The sequence below is a fragment of the Nannocystis pusilla genome, from assembly GCF_020073745.1.
Classification (GTDB): Bacteria; Myxococcota_A; Polyangia; order Nannocystales; family Nannocystaceae; genus Nannocystis; species Nannocystis radixulma.
Map to the genome: position 1 here is coordinate 71,952 of NZ_JAIRAU010000031.1, position 22,057 is coordinate 94,008.

At 71.3% G+C, this 22,057-nt stretch carries 15 protein-coding genes; 9 read left to right on the top strand and 6 right to left on the bottom strand.

All coding sequences use genetic code 11. The features are described 5' to 3' along the window. The first annotated feature begins 368 nt into the window (after positions 1 to 368). Positions 369 to 2,021, top strand: a complete 1,653-nt coding sequence (locus K7C98_RS24445) for a hypothetical protein (protein WP_224194167.1) — start codon at positions 369 to 371, stop codon at positions 2,019 to 2,021. Between the two features lie 16 nt (positions 2,022 to 2,037). Here the strand turns inward: K7C98_RS24445 and K7C98_RS24450 are convergent, their stop codons facing one another. Both K7C98_RS24450 and K7C98_RS24455 read right to left on the bottom strand, forming a co-directional pair. Then, positions 2,038 to 2,832, bottom strand: a complete 795-nt coding sequence (locus K7C98_RS24450) for a PAS domain-containing protein (RefSeq protein WP_224194168.1) — start codon at positions 2,830 to 2,832, stop codon at positions 2,038 to 2,040. Positions 2,833 to 3,113: 281 nt separating this feature from the next. Next, positions 3,114 to 4,583 carry a hypothetical protein gene (locus tag K7C98_RS24455; RefSeq protein ID WP_224194169.1) on the bottom strand — a complete coding sequence of 490 codons (1,470 nt, stop codon included), beginning with the start codon at positions 4,581 to 4,583 and terminating at the stop codon, positions 3,114 to 3,116. A gap of 628 nt (positions 4,584 to 5,211) precedes the next feature. Between K7C98_RS24455 and K7C98_RS24460 the strand changes: the two genes are divergently transcribed. Continuing rightward, positions 5,212 to 5,706, top strand: coding sequence for a hypothetical protein (locus K7C98_RS24460; RefSeq protein WP_224194170.1), 495 nt, complete (start codon positions 5,212 to 5,214; stop codon positions 5,704 to 5,706). A gap of 218 nt (positions 5,707 to 5,924) precedes the next feature. Here K7C98_RS24460 and K7C98_RS24465 read toward each other — a convergent pair whose 3' ends face one another. After that, complete coding sequence (locus K7C98_RS24465) at positions 5,925 to 6,428, bottom strand: VOC family protein (protein ID WP_224194171.1); 504 nt, start codon at positions 6,426 to 6,428, stop codon at positions 5,925 to 5,927. A 341-nt stretch (positions 6,429 to 6,769) separates the two neighbouring features. Between K7C98_RS24465 and K7C98_RS24470 the strand changes: the two genes are divergently transcribed. Next, a complete protein-coding gene (locus K7C98_RS24470; RefSeq protein WP_224194172.1) occupies positions 6,770 to 8,713 on the top strand; it encodes an acetyl-CoA hydrolase/transferase C-terminal domain-containing protein in 1,944 nt (647 codons plus the stop codon). Positions 8,714 to 8,743: 30 nt separating this feature from the next. Here K7C98_RS24470 and K7C98_RS24475 read toward each other — a convergent pair whose 3' ends face one another. Further along, positions 8,744 to 8,995 (bottom strand): DUF1653 domain-containing protein, encoded by a 252-nt coding sequence (locus tag K7C98_RS24475; protein ID WP_224194173.1) that lies wholly within the window; start codon positions 8,993 to 8,995, stop codon positions 8,744 to 8,746. A gap of 61 nt (positions 8,996 to 9,056) precedes the next feature. Beyond that, positions 9,057 to 10,832: a DUF4215 domain-containing protein gene (locus tag K7C98_RS24480; protein WP_224194174.1), complete on the bottom strand. Its 1,776-nt coding sequence runs from the start codon at positions 10,830 to 10,832 to the stop codon at positions 9,057 to 9,059. A 483-nt stretch (positions 10,833 to 11,315) separates the two neighbouring features. Between K7C98_RS24480 and K7C98_RS24485 the strand changes: the two genes are divergently transcribed. The 4 genes from K7C98_RS24485 to K7C98_RS24500 all read left to right on the top strand — a co-directional run bounded on the left by K7C98_RS24485 (position 11,316) and on the right by K7C98_RS24500 (position 19,081). Further along, entirely contained in the window at positions 11,316 to 12,782 is a 1,467-nt protein-coding gene (locus tag K7C98_RS24485) for a hypothetical protein (protein ID WP_276572697.1), read from the top strand. 24 nt (positions 12,783 to 12,806) lie between these two features. Continuing rightward, positions 12,807 to 14,534: a ubiquinone-dependent pyruvate dehydrogenase gene (poxB, locus tag K7C98_RS24490; RefSeq protein WP_224194175.1), complete on the top strand. Its 1,728-nt coding sequence runs from the start codon at positions 12,807 to 12,809 to the stop codon at positions 14,532 to 14,534. Positions 14,535 to 15,128: 594 nt separating this feature from the next. After that, a complete protein-coding gene (locus K7C98_RS24495) occupies positions 15,129 to 18,002 on the top strand; it encodes a LodA/GoxA family CTQ-dependent oxidase (protein ID WP_224194176.1) in 2,874 nt (957 codons plus the stop codon). Continuing rightward, a complete protein-coding gene (locus K7C98_RS24500) occupies positions 17,999 to 19,081 on the top strand; it encodes an FAD-dependent monooxygenase (RefSeq protein ID WP_224194177.1) in 1,083 nt (360 codons plus the stop codon). The genes K7C98_RS24495 and K7C98_RS24500 overlap by 4 nt, the downstream gene beginning before the upstream one ends. Positions 19,082 to 19,217: 136 nt before the next feature. On the opposite strand, the gene K7C98_RS24505 is transcribed toward K7C98_RS24500, so the two are convergent. Then, a complete protein-coding gene (locus tag K7C98_RS24505; RefSeq protein ID WP_224194178.1) occupies positions 19,218 to 20,387 on the bottom strand; it encodes a cytochrome P450 in 1,170 nt (389 codons plus the stop codon). A gap of 164 nt (positions 20,388 to 20,551) precedes the next feature. Between K7C98_RS24505 and K7C98_RS24510 the strand changes: the two genes are divergently transcribed. Both K7C98_RS24510 and K7C98_RS24515 read left to right on the top strand, forming a co-directional pair. Next, the gene (locus K7C98_RS24510) at positions 20,552 to 21,094 is read left to right on the top strand and encodes a GNAT family N-acetyltransferase (RefSeq protein WP_224194179.1); all 543 of its coding nucleotides are present in this window, start codon (positions 20,552 to 20,554) and stop codon (positions 21,092 to 21,094) included. Positions 21,095 to 21,500: 406 nt separating this feature from the next. After that, positions 21,501 to 22,052, top strand: a complete 552-nt coding sequence (locus K7C98_RS24515) for a hypothetical protein (RefSeq protein ID WP_224194180.1) — start codon at positions 21,501 to 21,503, stop codon at positions 22,050 to 22,052. The last annotated feature ends 5 nt before the right edge of the window (positions 22,053 to 22,057 follow it).

Consider the following 22,057-nt stretch of genomic DNA (forward strand, 5'->3'; position numbering starts at 1 on the left):
ATCTCAGTACCATTATCGCGAATGGCTCACTTGCCCACTCGGTCCCGGCGCGCTCGTCGTGTCCTCGGCGCGGCAAGCACATCTTGCACCCGGGCCGCCTCGACTCCCCTCATTCGTCGCCCGGCGAATCCATCGACGGGATTCGCGGCACCACGGCGCTCGGTCTCGTCCATCGCCGTGGGGTCTCGCACCCTCGCCGGCGCAGGGGTCTGCTGCGCCTCGGCGCGCGCCTCGTCCTCGCGGACATGCGCTGAGGGATCGTCCGATCCGCGAGCGCCCAGCCCCCCCCATGCCCACCGAACACCCTGCATTGTCCGCCGAGGCCCGGCCAGCGCGACAACCTCGCGGTTTTGTGTTTGGATCGGCCGATGCGACCTGCGACATGGCTTTGGGGCGTGTCTGCCGCGTGCGCGCTGGCGTGCAACGGCGGCGGCGGCGACACGGACGCGACCGACGGGACCGGCGCGCCGGGGACGATGACGGCCGGGCCGTCGACCGGCGGGAACACGCCGGCGACCGCGACCGACGATCCGCCGACGGGAGGGCCCGGCGCTCCGACCGAGACCGGCGGCGCCAGCGAGTCGAGCGACACCGCCCCGCCGGTCACCACGACCGACGGTACCACCGGCGAGCCGCCGGACCCGAACGAGCTCGGCGGGCCGTTCCGTCGCGGGATCAACATCGGCGTGCGCAACCCGAACTTCTCCGATCCCGAGTGCGCCTGGCTCGCCGCGCAGGTCGGCTGCAACAGCATCCGCGTCTCGCTGCCGGAGCAGCACCTCGTCACCTGGGGCTACGACATCGAGGTCCCCGACATCGACGCGTACGCCGGCATGGGCCTCGATCATCACATCGCCTTCCTGACCACGCCGATCCGCGAGCACTCGACCGCGCCGGAGGGCACCCCGGACTGGGAGCTCGCGCACTGGATCCCGCAGAACCTGTACGAGCCGGCCACCATCGACGGTGCCATCAATCCGAACAACTACTGGGCCGAATACGTGTACAAGACCGTCAGCACGTACAAGGACCACGTCGACATGTGGGAGATCTGGAACGAGCCCGACTGGGTCGCCGACTGGAATTACACCGAGACGTGGGACACCGATCCGCCGACCAAGGAGCAGCTGGTGCGCTTCGGCGGCTCGATCTTCGACTACGTGCGCATGCTGCGGGTCAGCAAGGAGGCCGCCCTGCTCGCCGACCCCGACGCCAAGATCGCCCTCGGCGGGATCGGCTACGCCAACTTCCTCGACGCCCTGCTGCGCTACACCGACAACCCCGACGGCGGCGCCGTCACCCCCGAATTCCCCGAGACCGGCGCCGCCTACTTCGACATCCTCAACTATCATTATTACCCGCTGTGGACCCCCGGAAATTCGGACGCCGGCGCCGACGGCTTCTTCGCCACGCGCGACGGCTTCGCCGCCAAGATGGCGGCCGCGGGCCTGCCCGAGCGGCCGTACAACGTCACCGAGGTCGGCGCGCCGAAGGCCGTCGTCGACGGTCAGCCGGGCGGCATCGAGTACGCGCGCAACTTCTACATCAAGGTGTTCGCGCGCGCCCAGGCCGAGAAGTTCGTCGGCGCCGACTGGTTCATCCTCAGCGACGGCGACCCGGGGCAGGTGTTCGGGGAGATGGGCCTCTATCAAGACATCAAGGACCTCCCGGCCAAGGAAGACGGCGTGCTATCGGTCACTGGCGTCGCCGCCAGGACCCTCAACACCCTGCTGGCCGACTCGCGCGCCGACCCGGCGGCCACCGCGGCGCTGGCCGCCGGCCCCGACGTCCGCGCCTACGCGTTCCGCCTGCCTGACGACCGCACGGCGATCGTCGCCTGGGCCTACGCTCTCGGCACCGACGAATCGACGCAGACCCACTGGGACATGCCGACCGACGCGAGCTTCGACCTCCACGCCTGGGACTTCAGCCAGACCGGCATTGCCACGCCGCTGGCCCCGGAGGGCGGCCTGCTCGGCCTCGACCTGACCGCCTCGCCGGTGATCCTCGTCGAGTCGTGATCTGGTGCCGCGCCGCTCACGTGCGCCGCGATCGCAGCGCGTACGCGACCCCGGCCTTGAGATCGGCGAGCGCGACGATGTCGCGCAGGTCGACCCCGAGGGTCACGATCGCCTGGGCGACGGCAGGGTTCACGCCGGTGATCACCGCCTCGGCCCCGAGCAGGCGGACGCCGCGGGCGGCGCGACCGATACCCTCGAGCACCGGCGTGTCGATCCTGCGCACCCCGGTGACGTCGAGGATCGCCGTGTGCGCGCCGTGCTCGGCCACGCCGGTGAGCAGGATGTGGGTCGCCTGCGTGCCGCGCCGCGCGTCGATCATGCCGATCAGCGGCATGACGACCACCCCGTCGGCGACCGGGAGCAGCGGCGTCGCCAGCTCCTGCAGCGCGTCGAGGTGGGCCTGCGCCGCCGCCTGTTCGGCCAGCTTGCGGTCGGTGACGTCGTGGAACCACCCGACCAGGCCGATCACCGCGCCGCTCGCGTCGCGCAGCGGGGCCTTGTGCGTCTCCACCCAGTGGTCGACGCCGTCGACCCGCAGCGTCTCGAGGATGCCGAGCTTGGCCACCCCGCTGTCGAGCACCTCGCGGTCGTGGGCGCGGAACCCCTCCGACTGCGCGCGCGGCCACGGCATCTCGAAGTCGTCACGGCCGATCAGGTCGGCCGGCGAGGCCAGGCCGGCGGCGGCCGCGAACGCCGCGTTGCAACCGGCGTAGCGCAGCGCCCGGTCCTTCCAGAACATCCTGTACGGCAGCGCGTCCGCGGCTGCCTGAAACAACTCGAGCGCGCGCTGCATCTCCGTCGCCGTCGCCATCGCGGCCTCAGCCTACGCTGCCGGACCCGCTCGCGCCCGCGACGAGGTGCAGGTGTACGGCGTGAATTTGTTGCGCGCCGTCTCCGGCGTCCTCGGGGAGCCTCGTACGACGAATGATTCGTCAGACGGTCCCCGAGCGCGGAGATGCCCGGCGAGGCCGAGGCGTGAACCCCCCCGCGGGTTTCGCCGAGGTCGAGGTATGTACATTCGAGCCATTGCCATCAGTCTGCCGGCGAACGCGCCGTCGCTCGAAATGACGAGAGCGTGTCGCCGCCGCAGCGTCAGCGGCGGACCTTCGCCAGGAAGAAGTCGCCGTTGCCGCGCCCGACCAGGGGACCGCCGCCGAAGTCGACGACCTTGTCGAGGCCCGGCCAGGCGCCGACGATCAGCGCATCCGGCCCGGCGACGGCGGCCAGGCCGTTGCCGAGTTGGTCGGTCGTCCAATCCCAGGTCTGGTCCGATCCCACGAACATGCGCACGGACAGGGTCTCGTCGAGGATCGCGGTCACGACCAGCGCGTCGGCCGGATCGAACTCCATCGCGAAGATGTGCGCCGAGCTGGTCGACCCGAGCTGTGTCGCCCATTGCAGCTCGCCGGCCGGGTTGAAGCCGGCGAGCAAGCCGTCGACGGAGAAGTCCTCGGGGTTCGGGTTTTCGAACAGCGCGGGGCCGATCTCGACTTCATGGGTGAACAGCCCGCTGAGGGCGATCTGACCGGCGGAACCGACCGCCACCCCCACCCCGTAATGCGAGCCGGGGCCGCCGATGCGCTGACTCCACACGTGACCGCCGCCTCCGTCGAGCTTGGCGAGCAGCATGTCCTCCGCGGCGACGGAGGTCAGCACGCCGCCGCCGAGGTCGACGGTCTCGTTGAAGGTGCCCGTGAACACCACCTCGCCCGCCGGCGTGAACGCCACGTGGCCCCCATCGGCGCGATCGCCGGTGCCGTTGAACGGGCGCGCCCACACGGTCGCGCCGCTGTCGTCGAACATGGCGACGAAGCCGTCCCCGTACAGGGCCGGCTCGAGCGGACCCTCGCCGAAGTCGACGCCTCTCGAATACTCCCCGGTGGCGACGATCCGGCCGGCGCCGTCGCAGTCGAGGCCGGAGAAGGACGCCCGCGAATTCTCCTCGACGTCGACGAGCGTCCGGCTCCAGCGGTGCGTACCGTCGGCGGCGAACGAGCCGATCCACGCGGTACCGGGGAGCGCGCCGCCGCCGAGGTCGAGGCTCCCCGCCGCCGCGTCGCCGACGGCGACGAAGCCGTCACCGCACAGCTCGAGGTTGGAGACCCTCTGTTCGCCGGGCCCCGTGAATGCGCGCAGCCACAGCGGCGCGCCGGCGGGCGAGAGCTTGAGGAACACGACGTCGGTGAGCCCACCCGGAGTGACCTCGAATTCGCCGAAGCGCAGCGTCACGCCCGGCTCGGGCTCCGACAGCTCGATGCCGAGGTACATGTTGCCCTCGGCGTCGATCGCGATCTCGTCGACGTGCTCGCCGCCGGGACCGCCGCAGAGCATGTACCACTCGACGCCTTCTTCCTCGGCGCCGGGGCGAAACTGACAGGCGTGCGGGTCGTCGTCGTCGCCGATCGTCGGATCGGTGGTCGTCGGCGTGTCCGTGGTCGAAGACGTCGAGGTCGTCGTGCTGCTCGCTGCGTCGGTGTCGGTGTCGGTGCCGGCGGGGTCGTTCGAGCTGCACGCCGCGATCGATGTCAAGACGAGGATGGGAACGCAAGAAATACGGGTCATCTTCGAATGCTTCGACTGTAACAGATCCGCGGCCGACACAGAGCAGCACCTCGTCGCAGTCACGCGCAATAGGCGCAACCGTAAACCGTGTCCCGGAGGCCTCGCAGTCGCCGGCGCGAGCCTCGATTGGGGTGTCCAGACCCTGGCGGCCGAACGCCACCGCGGCCTGAACGACCCCCCTCGCAGCCGAGCGCGATGCGACCGCTCGCACGAGCGCGTCGGCCTCCGACGTGCTCCTGAGGACATGTCTCGATAAGCAGTGTCCAAAGAGACATGTCACCGCAAACCTCGCCCGCTCGCCCCTCGCCGCAGACCGGTTCGAAGCCGCCCCCGCCGAGGTAGCTCCGGCCTGCGGGCGGATCTGCGCCTCGTCGGCCACGGACACGTCTCACCGGCGACGTCGCGCCTCAGTTTGATGGTCGCCGCGGTCCCGCCCCGCGAGCAGGCCGCGCCTCGTTCGCCACCTCCTCCAGGTACGTCTCGCCGTCGACGTTGCCCGTCGCGCAGGCGATCGCGGGCCGCGCGCCCGTTCGCCTCGCCGCAATCATGAACATCCTCCGCGCGGCCGTCCGCGGCGCTCGTTCCGGTCGGCATCCGCGCCGCTGCGGCCAATCGTAGATTGCGTGGAATGCAACGCCGGACGTTCTTTTGGCTGTGTCTGCTCGCCTACGCCGCGCTCATCGGCTGGCAGGCGTTCGCGCTCCCCGACCAGGTGCCGGCGCACCTCGACGTCCTCGGCAACGCCACCCGCTGGCACGGCCGCACCGCCCACGTAGTGCAGGCGCTGGCGATCGGAGCCTTCGTCGCCCTGGTGCTCGTCGGGGCCGCCCGCTGGCTGCCCCGACTCCCGCCCTCGCAGGTGAACGTCCCGAACGTCGGCTACTGGATGCGCCCCGAGAATCACCCGCGCATGATCAGCATGATGCGTGAGGACCTGGCCGGCGTCGGGGCCGCCACCTTCCTCCTGCTCACGCTCGTCATGTCCGCCGTCGGCGCGGTCGCCCGCGGGCGCGTCCTCCCCGGTGGCTTCACCGTCTCCGTGGTCGGGCTCTACTGCGTCGGCCTGCTCGCCTGGGCGGTGTGGCTGTACGTCGGGCCGCGCTACCGCGCCCCGCCGGCCTGAGCCGGCGGGCGACTCACAATGTCCGCATGGACATGTTCTATCAGACATCTATGATGACCGCCGCGGCCGCCCGGCCCCGTGAACCCGGTCGCCCCGCGAACACGGCCGCAGGAGCGACATGTCCCGGCGGACATGTCGCAGCGGCCCACGCCTCCCGGCGTGCGGGGCCTCGCCGCCTCCGGGACCGCTGCCGGGACCGTCTGCGCGTCCGAGCCGCCTCAGCCGGCCGCCGCGCGGCGCAGCTCGGCGACGTCGAGCTTCTTCATCTGCATCAGCGCCGCGGCGGCCCTGCGGGCGCGCTCCGGGTCGGGGTCTTCGAGCACCTCGAACAGCGCCTCGGGCACGACCTGCCACGACACCCCGAACTTGTCCTTCAGCCAGCCGCACTGCTGCGCCCGCGGGTCGCCGCCCTCGCCGAGGCGGCTCCAGTAATGGTCGACCTCGGCCTGCGACTCGCAGTGGACCACCAGCGAGATCGCCTCGGTGAACTTGAAGTGCGGCCCGCCGTTGATGGCGCCGAACTCCACCCCGTCGAGGGTGAACCCCACGGTCATGACCGTGCCCGCCCTCCGCCCGCTCGGTCCGCCGCTCTCCTCCGTGTAGCGGGTGATCTTGCCGATGCTCGAGTTGGGGAAAATCGAGGTGTAGAACTTCGCCGCCTCCTCCGCGCGATCGTCGAACCAGAGGAATGCCGAGATTCGCTGCTTGATCTTGCCTGCCATGGTGTCTTTCCTTCGTGACGTGCCGTGTTTGAGTTGGGATGAACCCCGGCCTGTCCCCCTGCCTGGGCGGCACCGTCGGCCGTGCTCACGTCATGAGTCGTTTCCGCCCCGGCGATTTCGACATCGCCGACACCGCCGACGAAAAAAAATTTCGCCCGCTCCCGTCCGCCCCTCGCGCGAAACCCGCAGCCGCTCCTTGCCCCCTGCCGGGGAGCCGCCCCGGAGGCCGCGGCTGAAATTGAGGACATGTCCGAAGGGACATGCAATGCGCCGCGAGCGCTCCGCGGAGGAAGCGCGCGGCCGACGGCGGCGCCCCTCGACGACGGCGCTACGCTGTGCGCATGCGCCCCGCGCCGACCTTCCTCGCCTCGCTCGACGACGCCGTCGAGGCCCTCCTGACGCGCGTCAGCGGCCCCCTCCACGTCGGCGCCCCGCTCGGCCTCGGCAAGCCGCACCGCCTGCTCAACGCCCTCTACGCGCGGATCGCCGGCGATCCCTCGCGCCCGCTGCACCTCTACACCGCGCTCTCGCTCGACCCGCCCGACCCCGGCGAGGGCCTGCAGGCGCGCTTCCTCGGCCCGTTCGTGCGGCGTCACTTCGGCCCCGACTTCCCGCGCCTCGCCTACGTGGAGGCCCTGCGGCGCGACGCCTTGCCCTCGCACGTCGAGGTCGAGGAGTTCTACCTGCAATCGGGCGCCCTGCTGCGCTCGTCGGCGGCGCAGCGGCGCTACGCCAGCCTCAATTACACCCACGTCGCCCGCGCCCTGACCGATCGCGGCGTCAACGCCATCGTGCAGAAGGTCGCCCGCCCGCCCGACGACGCCGCCACGCCGACGCAATTGTCGCTGTCGTGCAACACCGACCTGACCCTCGACACCGTCGACGCCGTGCTCGCGCGCGGCCGGGCGCGGCCGCTGCTGATCGCCGAGATCGATCCGCAGCTGCCGTGGCTCGGCGGCAGCGCCGTCGTGCCGGTCGAGTGGTTCGACGTCGTCGTCACCCCGCCCGGCCCCTATCCGCCGCTGTTCGGGCTCCCGCGCGAGCCCGTCGGCGACGTCGACTACGCCATCGGCTTTCACGCCAGCACCCTCGTGCGCGACGGCGGCACCCTGCAGATCGGCATCGGCACGCTGGCCGACGCGCTGTGCCACGCGCTCGTCCTGCGCCACACCGACAACGCCGCCTATCGCCGCGTCCTGCACTCCTTGCATTCGCCGCGCGCCGCCGATCCGGCGCTGGCACCATTCAGCGCCGGCCTGTACGGCTGCAGCGAGATGATCAACGAGGGCTTCCGCCGCCTCGTGCAGGTCGGCGTCCTCCGGCGCAAGGTCGTCGACGACCTCGCGTTGATGCGCCGCCTCGCCGACGGCCGCGCCGACGACGACGACCTCGCCCGCCTCGAGCGCGACGGCCAGCTCCTCCACGGCGCCTTCTACCTCGGCTCGCCCGAGCTCTACGCGTGGCTGCGCGAGCTCCCGCCCGCCCTGGCGCGCGCGATCGGCATGAAGCGCGTCAGCGAGGTCAACGACCTCGACGGCGACGACGCGGCGCTCAGGCGGCTGCAGCGGCGCGACGCCTGCTTCTTCAACACCTGCATGCTGGCGACCGCCCTCGGCGCCGCCACGTCCGACGGCCTCGACAGCGGCCGCGTCGTGTCCGGCGTCGGCGGTCAGTACAACTTCGTCGCCATGGCCCACGCCCTGCAGGACGCGCGCTCGATCCTCATGCTGCGCGCCACCCGTCGCGGCGGCGGGCGCACCACCTCCAACATCGTCTGGAGCTACGGCCACACCACGATCCCTCGCCACCTGCGCGACGTCTACGTCAGCGAGTACGGGCTCGCCGACCTGCGCGGCCGCACCGACGAGGACTGCGTCGTCGCCATGACGGCGATCGCCGACGCCCGCTTCCACGACGAGCTGCTCGCCACCGCGGTGAAGAACGGCAAGCTGCGGCCGAGCTTCCGCCCGCCGGCGCGCTGGGCCGAGTGCACGCCCGGGCGCCTGCGCGAGCAGCTGGCCCCGCACCGGGCCGCCGGCGTGCTGCCCGACTATCCGCTCGGCTGTGACTTCACCGAGGTCGAGGCGCGCCTGGCCAGAGCGCTCGCCTGGCTCAAGCAACACGGCGACGCGAAGCTGCGCCTGCTGCTGCGCGCCACCAGGGCCGGCCTCAGCGACGACCGCGAGGCCCTGCAGCGCATGCAGCTCGATCGTCCCCGCGGCGCGGGTGAATGGTTGCAGGCGCGGCTGCTGACGCTCGCCCTGCGCATGACGGCGAGCGAGTGACGACTCGGACCGCAGAGCAAGCGCGGCGGCTCAGACGGCAGCCTCGCCCGGCGGCCTGAACAGGTCGTCCTCGACCCGGACCAGAGCGAAGCGCGGGACCGTCTCGCCGTCGACCTCGACCGACTCCACGAACATCGACAGGGGCCGGATCCACAGGCCGTATTCGCCGTAGAGCGCCTGGTAGACGACCACCTGCTCCTCGGTCTCGGAGTGCCGGGCGACCCCGAAGACCCGGTACTCGGGTCCCTTGTAATGGCGATAGATGCCAGGCTGGATCCGCATGAATCAATCCCCTGGAAAGGGTCCTGTCGCACAAGGACAATGTCAAGCCCCTCGCGCTCGCCTACTGCGGCTTGATCCCGCAGTCGTCGGCCTCGCTCGGCACGCAGCCCTCGCAGTCCCAGCGGAACGCGTCGATCAGCGCCACCGTGGCGAAGTTCGCGTCGGACATGTCGGCGAGGAAGAAGCCCACCGTGATCGCCGCGCCGGGCTGGACCCCGCCGCGGGCGGTGAACCAGTCCGAGCACGCGTGGGTCTCGAAGCCGGTGCCCCACAGCTGCGGCTCGGCCTTCGTGTAGCCCGGGCCGTCGAAGTAGCTGTCGAGCGCGGTGATCGTCACCGGCAGCCCCTTCGTCGGGTCGTCCGGGTCGGGGATGAAGGCGACGTTGCCGCTGTAGGCGTCGACGGGCGGGTTGGCGTTCGGATCGTCGGGCGTCGGGTCGACCTGGTAGACGAAGAACATGTCGTTGAACACGGTGCCGACCGAACCGGGCCACTCCGACGAGCAGAACACGAAGTCGAACGTGAACCCGTGCGTGGCCGCGGGCACCACCGTGTCGAACGTGAAGTAGATGCGGTCGTTGACCTTGCCGTTGGTCTTCTGCCACTGCGCCTGCAGCGTGTCGGAGCAGTCGCGGTCGCCGCCCGGCTCGACGTTGTCGCACCCGGTGAACGGGGTCCCGCCCATCCCGCCGTTGCTGCCGTCCTCGGCCCTGAACGGGGGCGGCAGCGCGTCGTCGCCGGAGTTGCCGTTGCCCGTGTGCCCCACCTGCGAGTTGGTGTCCTCGAGCACCACGCCCTCCGCGTCCGGCGCCGCGATCCGCCCGGTCGACAGCATCAGGAACGCCTCGCCCTCGCGCGGCGCGTACAGCCGCTGCGGCGGCGTGTTCGGATCGCCGTCGAGGTCGGCGACGTAGCTGCCGAACCCGCGCGCCACCTGCCAGGTGTCGGGCTGGGCCGCCGGGTCGAACTCGAACGCGGTGACGACGATCGAGTCGTCGGCCCCCAGGTCGCACACCCCGATCGCCCGCAACGCGTCGCGCGGGTCCGACTTGTCGCCGAGGTCGATCGCGTCGTCGCACACCACGTAATTCTCCGGCGCGCCGCAGAACCCCGGCTGCGACTTCGTGCAGTCGTTGTTGCAGAAGTCGAAGTCGCCGCCGTCGACGTCGTTGCCGTCATCGCACGCCTCGCCGGCCTCGATCTTCCCGTTGCCGCACTCGGGCGGCGTGAACGTGCAATCGGCCTCGCAGCCGTCGCCGCCGGCCTGGTTGCCGTCGTCGCACAGCTCCGGCAGCTCGACCGAGCCGTTGCCGCAGTCCTGCGGCGGCGTCACCACCTGACAGTCGGCGCTGCACGTGTCGCCGTTCATCGTGTTGCCGTCGTCGCACGCCTCGCCGACCTCGAGCTTGCCGTCGCCACAGGTGTGCGGCAGCAGGCAGTTCGACTCGCAGCCGTCGCCGTCCAGCGTGTTGCCGTCGTCGCACTGCTCGCCGGGCTCCAGCGCCGCGTTGCCGCACTCGCCCGTCCCCTCGGTCACCCCGACCGCCGTCGTGCCGCTCGATGGGTCGGACATCGAGTCGCTGCCCTCGGTGCTCGCGGAGGTCGGCGACGCGGTGTCGGTGCCCGTCTGCCCGTCGCTCTCGCTGCCGCTGACGGTCGTCCCGGTCGGCTGGTTCGGCGAGGTCTCGCTCTCGCTGTCGCTCTCGCTCGCCACCGAGTCGGACATCCCGCCCGAGGCCGTGCCGCCGCCCGCACCGCCGCAGGCGAGGAGCAGCACCGCACCGACGCCGGCGCACGCGTGGACGAGATCGGGACGAACAGGCGAGGCGTAAGTCATACGCCACGATTTCTCATCCGCGACGGCCGATCAAGCCCGCAGGCGCGCGAATCACCGCCGCGGGGCGCGCTCCTCCGCGCGTGCCTCACCCCGGGTCGCCGGCGACACACGACCGTCGAGGCCGTCGTGGCGCACGCCGAGCGATCCTCATGCCTTCGCCCGCGCCCGGATCCGTCGAGCCCTCGCAGGCGACCGGCGCTTGCCGCTACGGGCCCGGGCGATCTCCGCGTCGCTCCCGCCCGTCGAGCCGACGGCGTGTCGACACAGGCACAGCCCGTCGCGAATTGTCGGCACCAGTCTCGGGCCATCCAGGCCCGCACGCGGACCCTTCGAATCGCGGCTCGCCCGTCCGGTGGCTTCGCAGCGTGGCACGAGCCCATATCTGCATCATTAACCGGAGCGGAGGCCCGGCTCGGTATGGGCGAGCCCTGCCGCGGAGAGAAGGAGATTCTCGTCATGGGAGCAAACAAGCGGATCGGAGCCATGTCTTCGCTCGCACTGCTGGCCGCCTGCACGGCCAGAGAGGGAGCCGCCGAGCGGGGCGAGCGAGCGGACGTACCCCGGGCCGAGGGCAAGACATTGGCGGTCGAGGCCGAGCCCCCGCAAGGGCCATCGGCGGCCAACATGTCCGCGGAGCCCCGCGGTCAGACGTACATGCCCGTGGTGATCGGCGAGACCTTCGCCACCCTCAAGCAGCGGGAGGAGGCCGACAAGCCGCGCGTCCTCAATCGTCAGAGGGAGCTGCTCGCGGCCCGCTACGACATGGGCGATCGCCCCTCCGAGGTGATGATGTCGGGCGGGCGAAAGGCCGTTCAGCAGGGCGTGCGCGTGCGGCTGCCGGAGCAGGCGAACGCCTGGACCACGCTGGCGGACCTCACGCCGGAGCAGATCCGGGCCCAGAACCTGTTTCCGATGGGGTTTCGCCCCCTGCCGCACGTCAAGCACCTGGCCGGGGGCCAGGTGTTCCCGGCCAACCACATCGACGCGATCCTCGAGGCCGAGAGCCGCGACCTCCAGCGATTCGACGTCGAGTTCGACCTGCCGGACCACCTCACGCCCGAGTTCCCGCCGCCGATCTTCTTGACCACCCGGCCCGACCTCGGCGACGTGTCGCAGGGCAAGCTGGTGACGATCAAGAACTACTACGAGATCTTCCACGGCATCATCACGCCGGTGCAGATGGAGGGCCTCCGGCTGCTGCTGACCCCGTTTCCGCAGCAGCAATTCAACCAGACCGAGGACCGCCGCAGCGCCGACGCCAGCCTGGGCGTGTCCTGCCTCGACTGCCATCAAAACGGCCACACCAACGCCGCGTTCCACGAGAACCCCGACACGCGCCCGCAGGCGGCCCGGTTCCGCCTCGACACGACCTCGCTGCGCGGGGTGTTCAACCAGCAGATCCACGGCTCCAAGCGGTCGCTGCGCTCGATCGAGGACTTCACCGAGTTCGAGCAGCGGACCGCCTACTTCGACGGCGACCACGTGATCGCCGCGAAGAAGGGGGTGAACCTGCCCGATCGTGCGAGCCAGGTGGTGATGATGGCCCAGATGCAGAACATCCTCGACTTCCCGCCCGCGCCGAAGCTGGACGAGCTGGGCCGGCTGATCCCGGCCAAGGCGACGGAGTCCGAGCTGCGCGGCGAGAAGGTGTTTCACGGGAAGGGCAAGTGCGCGCAGTGCCATCCGCCCCCGTTCTTCCTCGACAACGAGATGCACGACCTGCACCTCGAGCGGTTCTATACCCCGGAGACGATCAGCGACCAGTACAACATCGCCGACGGGCCGATCAAGACCTTCACCCTGCGCGGGATCAAGGACAGCCCGCCCTATCACCACGACGGCCGGCTCTTGACCCTCGAGGACACCGTCGAGTTCTTCAACCTCGTGCTCGCGCTGCGGCTCACCGACGAGGAGAAGGCCGACCTGACGGCCTTCATGCGCTGCCTGTGAGGCAGGCCCGGAGATCCAGCGATCATGGCGACACGAACCGTTGCGCAGCTGCTCGTCGACACGCTCGTCGCGGCGGGCGTCACCCGGATCTTCGGCCTGGCCGGCGACTCCCTCAACGGGATCACGGACGCGATCCGGCCGCGAGACGACATCGCGTGGATCCCCGTGCGACACGAGGAGACCGCCGCCTTCGCCGCCGGCGCCGAGGCCCACCTGACCGGGCGGCTCGCCGTGTGCGCGGGCAGCTGCGGCCCGGGCAACCTGCACCTCATCAACGGGCTGTACGACTGCCACCGCAGTCGCGTGCCGGTGCTGGCGATCGCCGCTCAGATCGCCAGCGAGGAGCTCGGGAGCGGCTACTTCCAGGAGACCCACCCGGAGCGGCTGTTCCGCGAGTGCAGCCATTATTGCGAGCTCGTGTCCGAGCCGGAGCAGATGCCGCGGCTGCTCGAGATCGCCGTGCAGACCGCCCTCTCCCGCCGCGGCGTCGCCGTCGTGGTGTTGCCCGGGAACGTCGCCCTGCGGCCCGCGGTGCACGATCCGCCCCGGCCGCGCCGGCGCGCCCCCGAGCCGAGCATTCGCCCCTCCGACGCGGAGCTCGCGGAATTGGCGGCGGTCCTGAAGAAGGCCAAGAAGATCACGATCCTCGGCGGTGCGGGCTGCGCAGGGGCCCACGCCGAGCTGGTGCGGACCGCCCAGGTCCTCAAGGCGCCGGTCGTCCACGCCCTCCGCGGCAAGGAATTCATCGAGCACGACAATCCGCATGACGTCGGGATGACGGGCCTGCTCGGGTTCTCGTCGGGGTACCACGCCATGATGCAGTGCGACACCCTGCTGATGCTCGGGACCGATTTCCCCTACCAGCAGTTCTACCCGCGCGACGCCACCATTGTTCAATTGGACATCTGCGGCGAACAGCTCGGCCGGCGAACCCGGGTCGACCTGGGGGTCGTCGGCGACGTCAAGACCAGCCTCGCCGCCTTGCTGCCCGCGCTCGAGCCGAAGACCGACAGCGACCACCTGGACCGCTGCCTCGAGCACTACCGGAAGGCGCGCCGCGAGCTCGACGACCTCGCGGTCGGTGAGCCCGGGCGAAGGCCGATCCACCCGCAATACGTGACGAAGATGGTGAGCGAGGTCGCCGCCGGGGACGCCATCTTCACCTGCGACGTCGGCACGCCGACGATCTGGGCCGCGCGCTACCTGCAGATGAACGGGCGGCGGCGACTGCTGGGCTCGTTCAACCACGGGTCGATGGCCAGCGCCTTGCCGCAGGCCATCGGCGCCCAGCTCGCGCATCGGGATCGGCAAGTCATCACGCTCTCCGGCGACGGCGGACTCGCCATGCTCCTGGGCGACCTCCTGACGCTGCGGCAATTGAATTTGCCGGTGAAGCTGGTGATCTTCAACAACGGCGCCTTCGGGTTCGTCGAGCTCGAGATGAAAGCCGCCGGCATCCTCGACTTCGCCACCGAGCTGCACAATCCTGACTTTGCGAGGCTGGCCGAGGCGGCCGGCATCCTCGGTCTCAGGGTCGAGGCGCCGGAGCAGGTGCGGCCTGCCCTCGACCGGGCCCTCGCGCACGACGGGTCCGCGCTGCTCGACGTCGTCGTCGCCCGCCAGGAGCTGGCGATGCCGCCGTCCCTCGCGGCCGATCAGGTGCTCGGCTTCAGCCTCTTCATGCTCAAGGCCGTCCTCAACGGGCGCGTCGATCAGGTCGTCGATCTGGCGAAGACCAACCTGCTGCGCTGATCCCCTCGCACAGCCGCTTCGCCAGCGCCTCGCGGCCACGCACAGGAGCGCGCCCGATCTCGTCGGAGCGCGCGGAGTTGAGCAGGCCACCCGGCTTCGATCGGCCTCGAGATCGATCCGGCGAATGCGCAGCGAGCCCGACGATAACCGCTGTCCTGCCACGATTCCGTCGCGGCCGGGCTGACCCCTGCCACCCCATTCGTTCCCCGGCGAGCCGCAGAGGATCGCACAGACCTGCGCTCGCCGCCGACCGCCCGCGCACCGCCGAGCTCGCCGGTGAGCCCGTTCGCTGCGTACGCGCCTCTGGGGGCCGTCGGGCCGAACGGCGTTGAACTCACCTCGAAAAGCGGCGCGAGGCCACCTGCCCCCGTATCCGCGATCGGCGCGAAGGCCCATTCGCGACTCGCTGCAATGGCGCGAGCGCGCCGACGGATCGTGTTCCTCCCCGCAATGCTCGATCGCGTGCCCTCCGGACCGGCTCGGTTGATGGTTTGCTCCGGGAATTGTATGGTGCGCCCCTCTCGCACCATAGGCGCCGGCGCTCCTGCCGGGGCCGTGGGCGTGTTTTGTCTGGCGAGCCCCGAGGACCCTGCGATGAAAGACAAATCCCGCGACCTTCCCTCCTGCTTCGATTGCGCCGCCGAGCCCGGCGGGCGCTTGGAGCAGATGTTCGTCGAGATCGTGCAGAAGCGGCGCATCGCGCTCGGCCAGTCGCCGGCGATGCGGCCGGTGTTCCGCAAGCTGCACGGGGTGGTCGGCGCCCGCTTCGTCGTCAAGCCGGGCCTGCCGCCCGACCTCGCCGTCGGCGTATTCGCCGGCTCGGCGTACGACGCCTGGGTCCGCTTCTCGAGCGACACCGCCCCCACCAGCAGCGACCTGACCAGCACCATCGGCGTCGGCATCAAGCTGTTCGGGGTGCCCGGGCGCAAGCTGCTCGGCGACGGCGAGACCCACGACTTCCTGCTGCAGAACCACGACGTGTTCTTCGTCGACACCGCGAAGGACATGTGCGAGTTCACCTACGCCGGCGTGGTCGCCGGCGATTATCAACCGTACCTCGACGCCCACCCGCGCACCGACCAGATCCTCAAGGACATGGCCAAGGTCGAGGGCAGCGTCCTCACCACGAATTATTGGAGCGCCCTGCCGTTCCGCCTCGGCAGCAGCGATTACGTCAAGTACCTCCTGCGCCCGACCACCCTGCCCGCGAACGTCCCCGACGACGACCCCGATTACCTGGCCACCGACCTGCGCACGCGCCTGCGCGACGGCGGCTACACCTTCGAGTTCTGCGTCCAGCGGCGCACCGATCCGGCCAACATGCCGCTCGACGCGGCGACCGTGCCGTGGAACAGCGAGCCGATCGTGGTCGCCACGCTCGAGATCCCGCAGCAGGACATCGACGCCGCCGGGCAGAGCAGCTACGGCGAGAACCTCGCCTTCAACATCTGGCACGCGCTCGCCGAGCACGAGCCGGTCGGCAGCATCGCCGAGGTGCGCAGGCGGGTCTACGCCGCCAGCGCGACCACGCGTCACACCGCCAACGGCGTCGCCGACGAGGAGCCGCGGGTCAAGCGGCCGTTTCCTCCGGCCGCGCCCGCGCCCGCCGACTCGTGCATCGTCGGCGCGGTGATCCACCCCGCGATCGGCGTCGCCCGCGTCGGCAACAGCCCCGACAAGTGGTTCTACGGCCCCGAGGTGCCCGACCCGCCGGCCCCCGAGCCCGGCAGCCGCCGCGACGACCAGGGCCGTCTCGCCCGCCAGGCCGCCCGGTTCCGCGTCTACGGCGTCGACGCCACCGGCAAGATCGTGCGCGAGCTGACCGACGCGCAGGTCAAGTGGACCGTCCACCTCGCCAACAAGAAGGCGGCCTGGTACGAGTTCCAGCTCGCCCTCGACATCCCCGAGGCCGCCTCTGCGCCGCCGACCCTGCTGCGCAACGCCGGCGTCGGCGATCGCAAGCAGCTCGTCATCGACCCCGGGCCGCGCAGCGTCTCCGGCGTCGACCGGCCGGGCGTCGCGTTCGACACCGGCACCTTCATGGGCGCGCGCGTCTACCTCGGCGAGCTGCGCACCGACGACAAGGGGCGCCTCGTCGTCCTCGGCGGGCGCGGCCACTCGGCCTCGTTCGACGGCAGCCGCGCCGTCACTTTCGGCAACAACGACGGCTGGCACGACGACACCGCCGACGGCCCGGTCACCGCCGAGGTCGAGCTCGACGGCCGCGCCCTCGCGGTCAAGCCGGCGTGGGTGATCGTCGCGCCGCCCGACTACGCGCCGATGCGCAAGAGCGTGCGGACGATGTGGGATCTGATGCGCGACCTGGCGATCCAGAACGGCATGCTGCCCCGGCCCGCGCGGCCCTCGTTCAACCACGACATCCGCCCGATCTTCGAGCGCCTGTCCGGCCTGCAGTGGGTCAACGCCGGCTTCGCCGCCGCGTTCGGCTACAAGGGCCAGTTCGACCTGACCGAGCCGACCACGCTGCGCCGGCTCGCCGTCGCCGACCCGGCCCAGCGCGAGGCCCGGCACGTGCTCGCCAACCAGTTCCGCGTCCTCGACCGCGACGCCTGGGCCGCCCAGCCGTGGCCGTGGCTGTACGGCGACGCGATGAACGTCCCGCCCGCCGAGACCCCGCGGCAGAACGCGGCGCTCACCGACACCCAGCTGGCCATGCTGCAGCAGTGGGCCGCCGGCGACTTCGACGAGGACTACGACACCGCCCCGCCGCCGGCCCGCCTCGAGGACTACCCGGTCGCCCGGCAGGGCGACGCGCTCGACCGCGCCGCCCTCGACCACTGCCTCGCCGACGCCTTCCACCCCGGCTGCGAGATGACCTGGCCCGTGCGACATGCCTCGATGTACATGTCCGCGTTTCGCTTCAAGCACGCCGCCCACAAGGTCGAGCCGAGCTACGGCGCGAGCCTGATCGGCGACACGCTGACCCTGCCCGACGGGCCGCTGGCCGGGCAGTTCCCCGGCGGGATCACCCGCTGGATGGCCGTGCCGTGGCAGACCGACACCGCCAGCTGCCGCTCCGGCTACCTCAAGTCGTACGACCCCTACCTGCCGACCTTCTGGCCGGCGCGGGTGCCCAACCAGGTGCTCACGCGCGACAACTACGACATCGTCGTCGACCCGAGCAAGCCGCTCGCCGAGCGCCTGGCCGCGTTCGCCAACCGGGCCTCGTGGACGCGCACCTTCGACAGGAGCTCGTACACCGACACGATCAACAACTTCATCGGCCACATCGAGTCGCCCGGGATCGTCGAGCCGCGCCCCGGCCCGAGCGACGGCGCGCCGTTCCCCGCGGTGATCGAGGTCGAGGATCTGCCGCCCCCGCTGCTCGCCGTGCCGCAGAGCAAACGACCCACGGCCGGGGCCACCCCGCAGGAGGTCGAGGCGCTCGAGCAGGAGCTGCTGGCGATCGAGAAGGTCCATCGCTTCCCGACCGGGCTGCGCCGATGAGCCCGGAGGTCGACGTCGTGGTCGTCGGCGGCGGTCCGGCCGGGGCCGTCGCCGCGCTGAACCTCGCGCCCGGGCGCCGGCTCCTGCTGGTCGAACGGCGCGAGCGCGCGGTCCGGGTCGGCGAGTCGCTGCTGCCCGCGGCGCGCCGGCTGCTCGTCGACATGGGCCTGTTCGCCGCGTTCGAGCGCGAGGGCCACGCGCCGTGGTACGGCAACACCTCCTGCTGGGGCAGCGACGCGGTCGAGGAGCTCGACTTCCTGCGCGGCCCCGACGGCCCCGGCTGGCACCTCGACCGCGCCCGCTTCGAGACCTGGCTGCAGTGCGAGGCCGTGGCCCGCGGCGCTCGCCTCGTCCACGCCGCCGCCGACCACGTCGCGCCCGCGGGCCCCGGCTGGCGCGTCGTCCTGCGCGGCCCCGGCGGCGTCCTCCACCTGCACGCCCGCGCGCTGATCGACGCCGGCGGCCGCTGCTCGCCGCTGTCGCGTCGCCTCGGCGGCGGGCGCAGCCGCGACGACCGGCTCGTCTGCGGCTGGCTGCACGGCGAGGGCGGCGGCCCCGGCCTGACCACCCTCGTCGCCGAGCCCGACGGCTGGTGGTATTCCGCCCCGCTGCCCGGCGAGCGCCAGGTCCTCGCCTTTCACACCGACGCCGACCTGCCCGCCGCCCGCGACGCCCGCGACCCGGTGCGCCTGCTCGCCCGCGCCGCCGACGTCCCCGGCCTCGCCCCCGTGCTCGCCGGGGCCCGCTTCAGCGCGCCCCCGGCCGCCGGCCTGGCCCTGGCCCACGGCACCGTCCTCGCGCCCCCCGCCGGCCCCGGCTGGGCCGCCGTCGGCGACGCCGCCCTCGCCTTCGACCCCCTCGCCTCGCAGGGCCTGTTCCACGCCCTCTACACCGGCCTCGCCGCTGCCGAGGCGATGAGCCGCCACCTCGACGGCGCCCCCCACGCCCTCGCCGAGTACGCCCAGCAGCTCGACCGCGTCCGCGCCGCCTACGTCCGCCACCGCGACGACACCTACTGCCGCGAGCAACGCTGGCCCGACCGCCCGTTCTGGGCCCGCCGCCACGCGCGGGCTGCATGACTGAACGAACATGTTCTTTCGAGAATGTCCATACAGACATGCATGAAAGGACATGCTCCCATGAGCATGCCCTGTACAACATGCGCGCACGCCCATGACGGCATGGGCGGCCGCAACCCGCCGCGGCGCGCCCGCCTCACCCTTCCGTGCAGCGCAGGCGCAGGTGGGTCGGGCCGAGCACGTGGATGGCGCGGCGCGGCTGCCACGGCTCGTCGTCGGCGCGCTCCATGCGGACGAAGCGGGCCAGCAGCTCGCCCATGGCCACGCGGGCCTCGAGGCGCGACAGCGGCGCGCCGACGCAGAAGTGGATCCCGTGGCCGAACGCGAGGTGGGGGTTGGGGTCGCGGGTGATGTCGAAGTGGTGCGGGTCGTCGAACTTGCGCGGGTCGCGGTTCGCCGCGCCGATCATCGGCATCACCATGCGACCTTCGGGGATCGTCCGCCCGTGCAGCTCGACCGGCGAGCGCGTCACGCGGAACATCGCCTGGACCGGCGAGCGGTGGCGCAGCACCTCCTCGATCGCCGTGCCCAGCAGCTCCGGCGTCGCGCGCAGGCGGGCCAGCTCGTGCGGGTGCTCGAGCAGGCACAGCACCGCGTTGGCGATCAGGTTGGTCGTCGTCTCGTGCCCCGCCGACAGCAGCAGCTGAAAGAAGCCGAGCAGCTCGTCGGCGCCGAGCAGCTCGCCGTCAGCGTCGGCCTCGACCAGCCGCGTCAGCAGATCGTCGCGCCCGGCGACCCGCCGCGAGTCGGTGAGCCCGGCCAGGTACTCGCGCATCTCGTCGGTCACCGCCGCGAACTCGGCGTGCACCCGCGCCGCCGCCTCGCCGCCGGCCACCGACCACCCGAGCGCCATGATCACGTCGCTCCACCGGCGGTAGCGCGGCAGGTCCTCGGCCGGCGCGCCGAACAGCTCGGCGATGACCCGCAGCGGCAGCGGCACCGCGAACTCGTCGACCAGGTCGAACGCCTCGCGCCCGCGCGTCGCCGCCAGCAGCTCGCGCGCCAGCTCGCGGATCCGCGGCTCCATCGCCGCCACCGCCCGCGGCGCGAACCCGCGGGTGACCAGCGCGCGCAGCCGGGTGTGCCGCGGCTGATCGTTGAACACCAGCCATTGCGACGTCATCGCCGGCGGCGCCACCACGGCCGAGCTGAACACCTCGTGGTCGTTCAGGGCCCGGCGGACGCTGTCGTGATCGAGCAACATCCACACGTCGGTCCGCGAGTCGTGGACCACCGGCGACTCCGATCGCAGGTGCTCGTAGAACGGATACGGGTCGCGACGGACGCTGTCGGCGAAGAGTTCCATGCCGCCATGGTGAAGGGCGCGCTCCCGGCGGCACTCGCACGTCGCGCGAACGCCCGCCGCGCCCGCGCCATGGCGACTCTGGGGCCGCTGCTCGCTCGAAGTGCGCACATCGCGGCCCGACTGCGGCTTGACCGCCGGGCTCGCTGCGGTCGATCGTCCGGGACATGCCGGCGACCCCCGGACAGCCCACGACGGACCAGGCCACGATCCTCGAGATGCGCTCGCTCGCCGACTACCCGCCGGGCCTGCTGGGCGTCGTCGCCGGCCTGTTCGGGCGGATCATCGGCGCCAGCCACGGCACCGACTGGCAGGTCGACGTCTTCATCGCCGAGGGCCAGGCCGAGTTCCTGCGCCGCTTCGACCCGGCCCGCGACCGCGTGTGGGTGGCGATGATCGCCGGCGTGCCGCACGGCGCCCTGACGATCGACGGCCCGCGCCCCGAGGCCGGCCGCGACGCCGCCCGCCTGCGCTTCTTCATCCTCGACGAGGCCACCCGCGGCCGCGGCCTCGGCCGCGAGATGCTCGCCCGCGCCATGGCCTTCTGCCGCGACCAGGGCTACGCCCGCGTCTACCTCACCACCCTGCCCGGCCTCGACGCCGCCCGCCGATTGTACGAAGCATGCGGCTTCCGATTGATCGCCCACAGCGACCCGCCGTTCTGCGGCAGCGACCACGGCGAGCAGACCTACGAATGGCGCGCGCCCTGAGCGGCGCAATTGCAGGTCTCGCGGCCTTCGCCGGCGCGACTTCACCCGGGCGGTAACCACACCCGTAGCGCTCAGTTCAGCTTCTACTCGACGTTGTCGGACCGCCCTCACCGGGCCGGCCCGTACGGGCGCGACGCTCACCGTGCCCGCGCTGGACGTGTTGGCGAGACGCCCGCCATGGCAACCGCGACTGCTCGCGCTTCGCCTGGCTGCTCGCTCGCTAGATTCGCCGACCGCGCTGCCGAGGTCGCCGCACTTGGCGGCCAGGCGCGGCGAGATCGGCGGCGACATCGCCAGCGTCCTGGACACGCCAAATCACCGCTGGCGACGGTATCGAGAAGAGTGCGCGTCACACCTTGCAGCTCTCCGAACCTCATCCAGGTATCCCAGGATGCTCCTGCACACCATGCTCCTCCTCTCCGTCTCCTCGCCGGCCCCGAAGCTGGCGTGCGAGCAGGTCGAGGCTACCTTCGCTGAAGCAGCGGCGTTGCCAAGCGACATCAGGAACCTCGCAGCCTCATTCGACTTCACGGACGGGATCGCCGGCCGGATCGACTATGACCTGCCGGACGTCGGCGCGGTGAGCATTGCATTGTCGCTCGATGCGAGCGGGAGCGGTACGGCTGCACTGGTCATCGATCGCGTTCCGTTCGTCGACCTCCGGTTCGTCGATTGGGAGTTCGCTGGCGAGCTCGATCACTCACCGACATCCTCATCCCCGAAGGACGTGGCCCGCATCGCCGCCAGTACCGTGCAAGTCTGGTTGGATGAAGGTCTTGAGCTCGGGGGCCCGAGTGAGGACGAGGAGCGATGGAAGTGTTGGCTCGCTGGAGCCTTTACGGCCGCCACGGTCGGCATTATCACAGTGACCGGCTGTGGTCCCTGCGGCGCCACGACTGCGCTCGCCGCCGGGGCCTATGTGAAGAACAAATGTGACAAGGCCCAGAACAAGAAGTGAAGGGG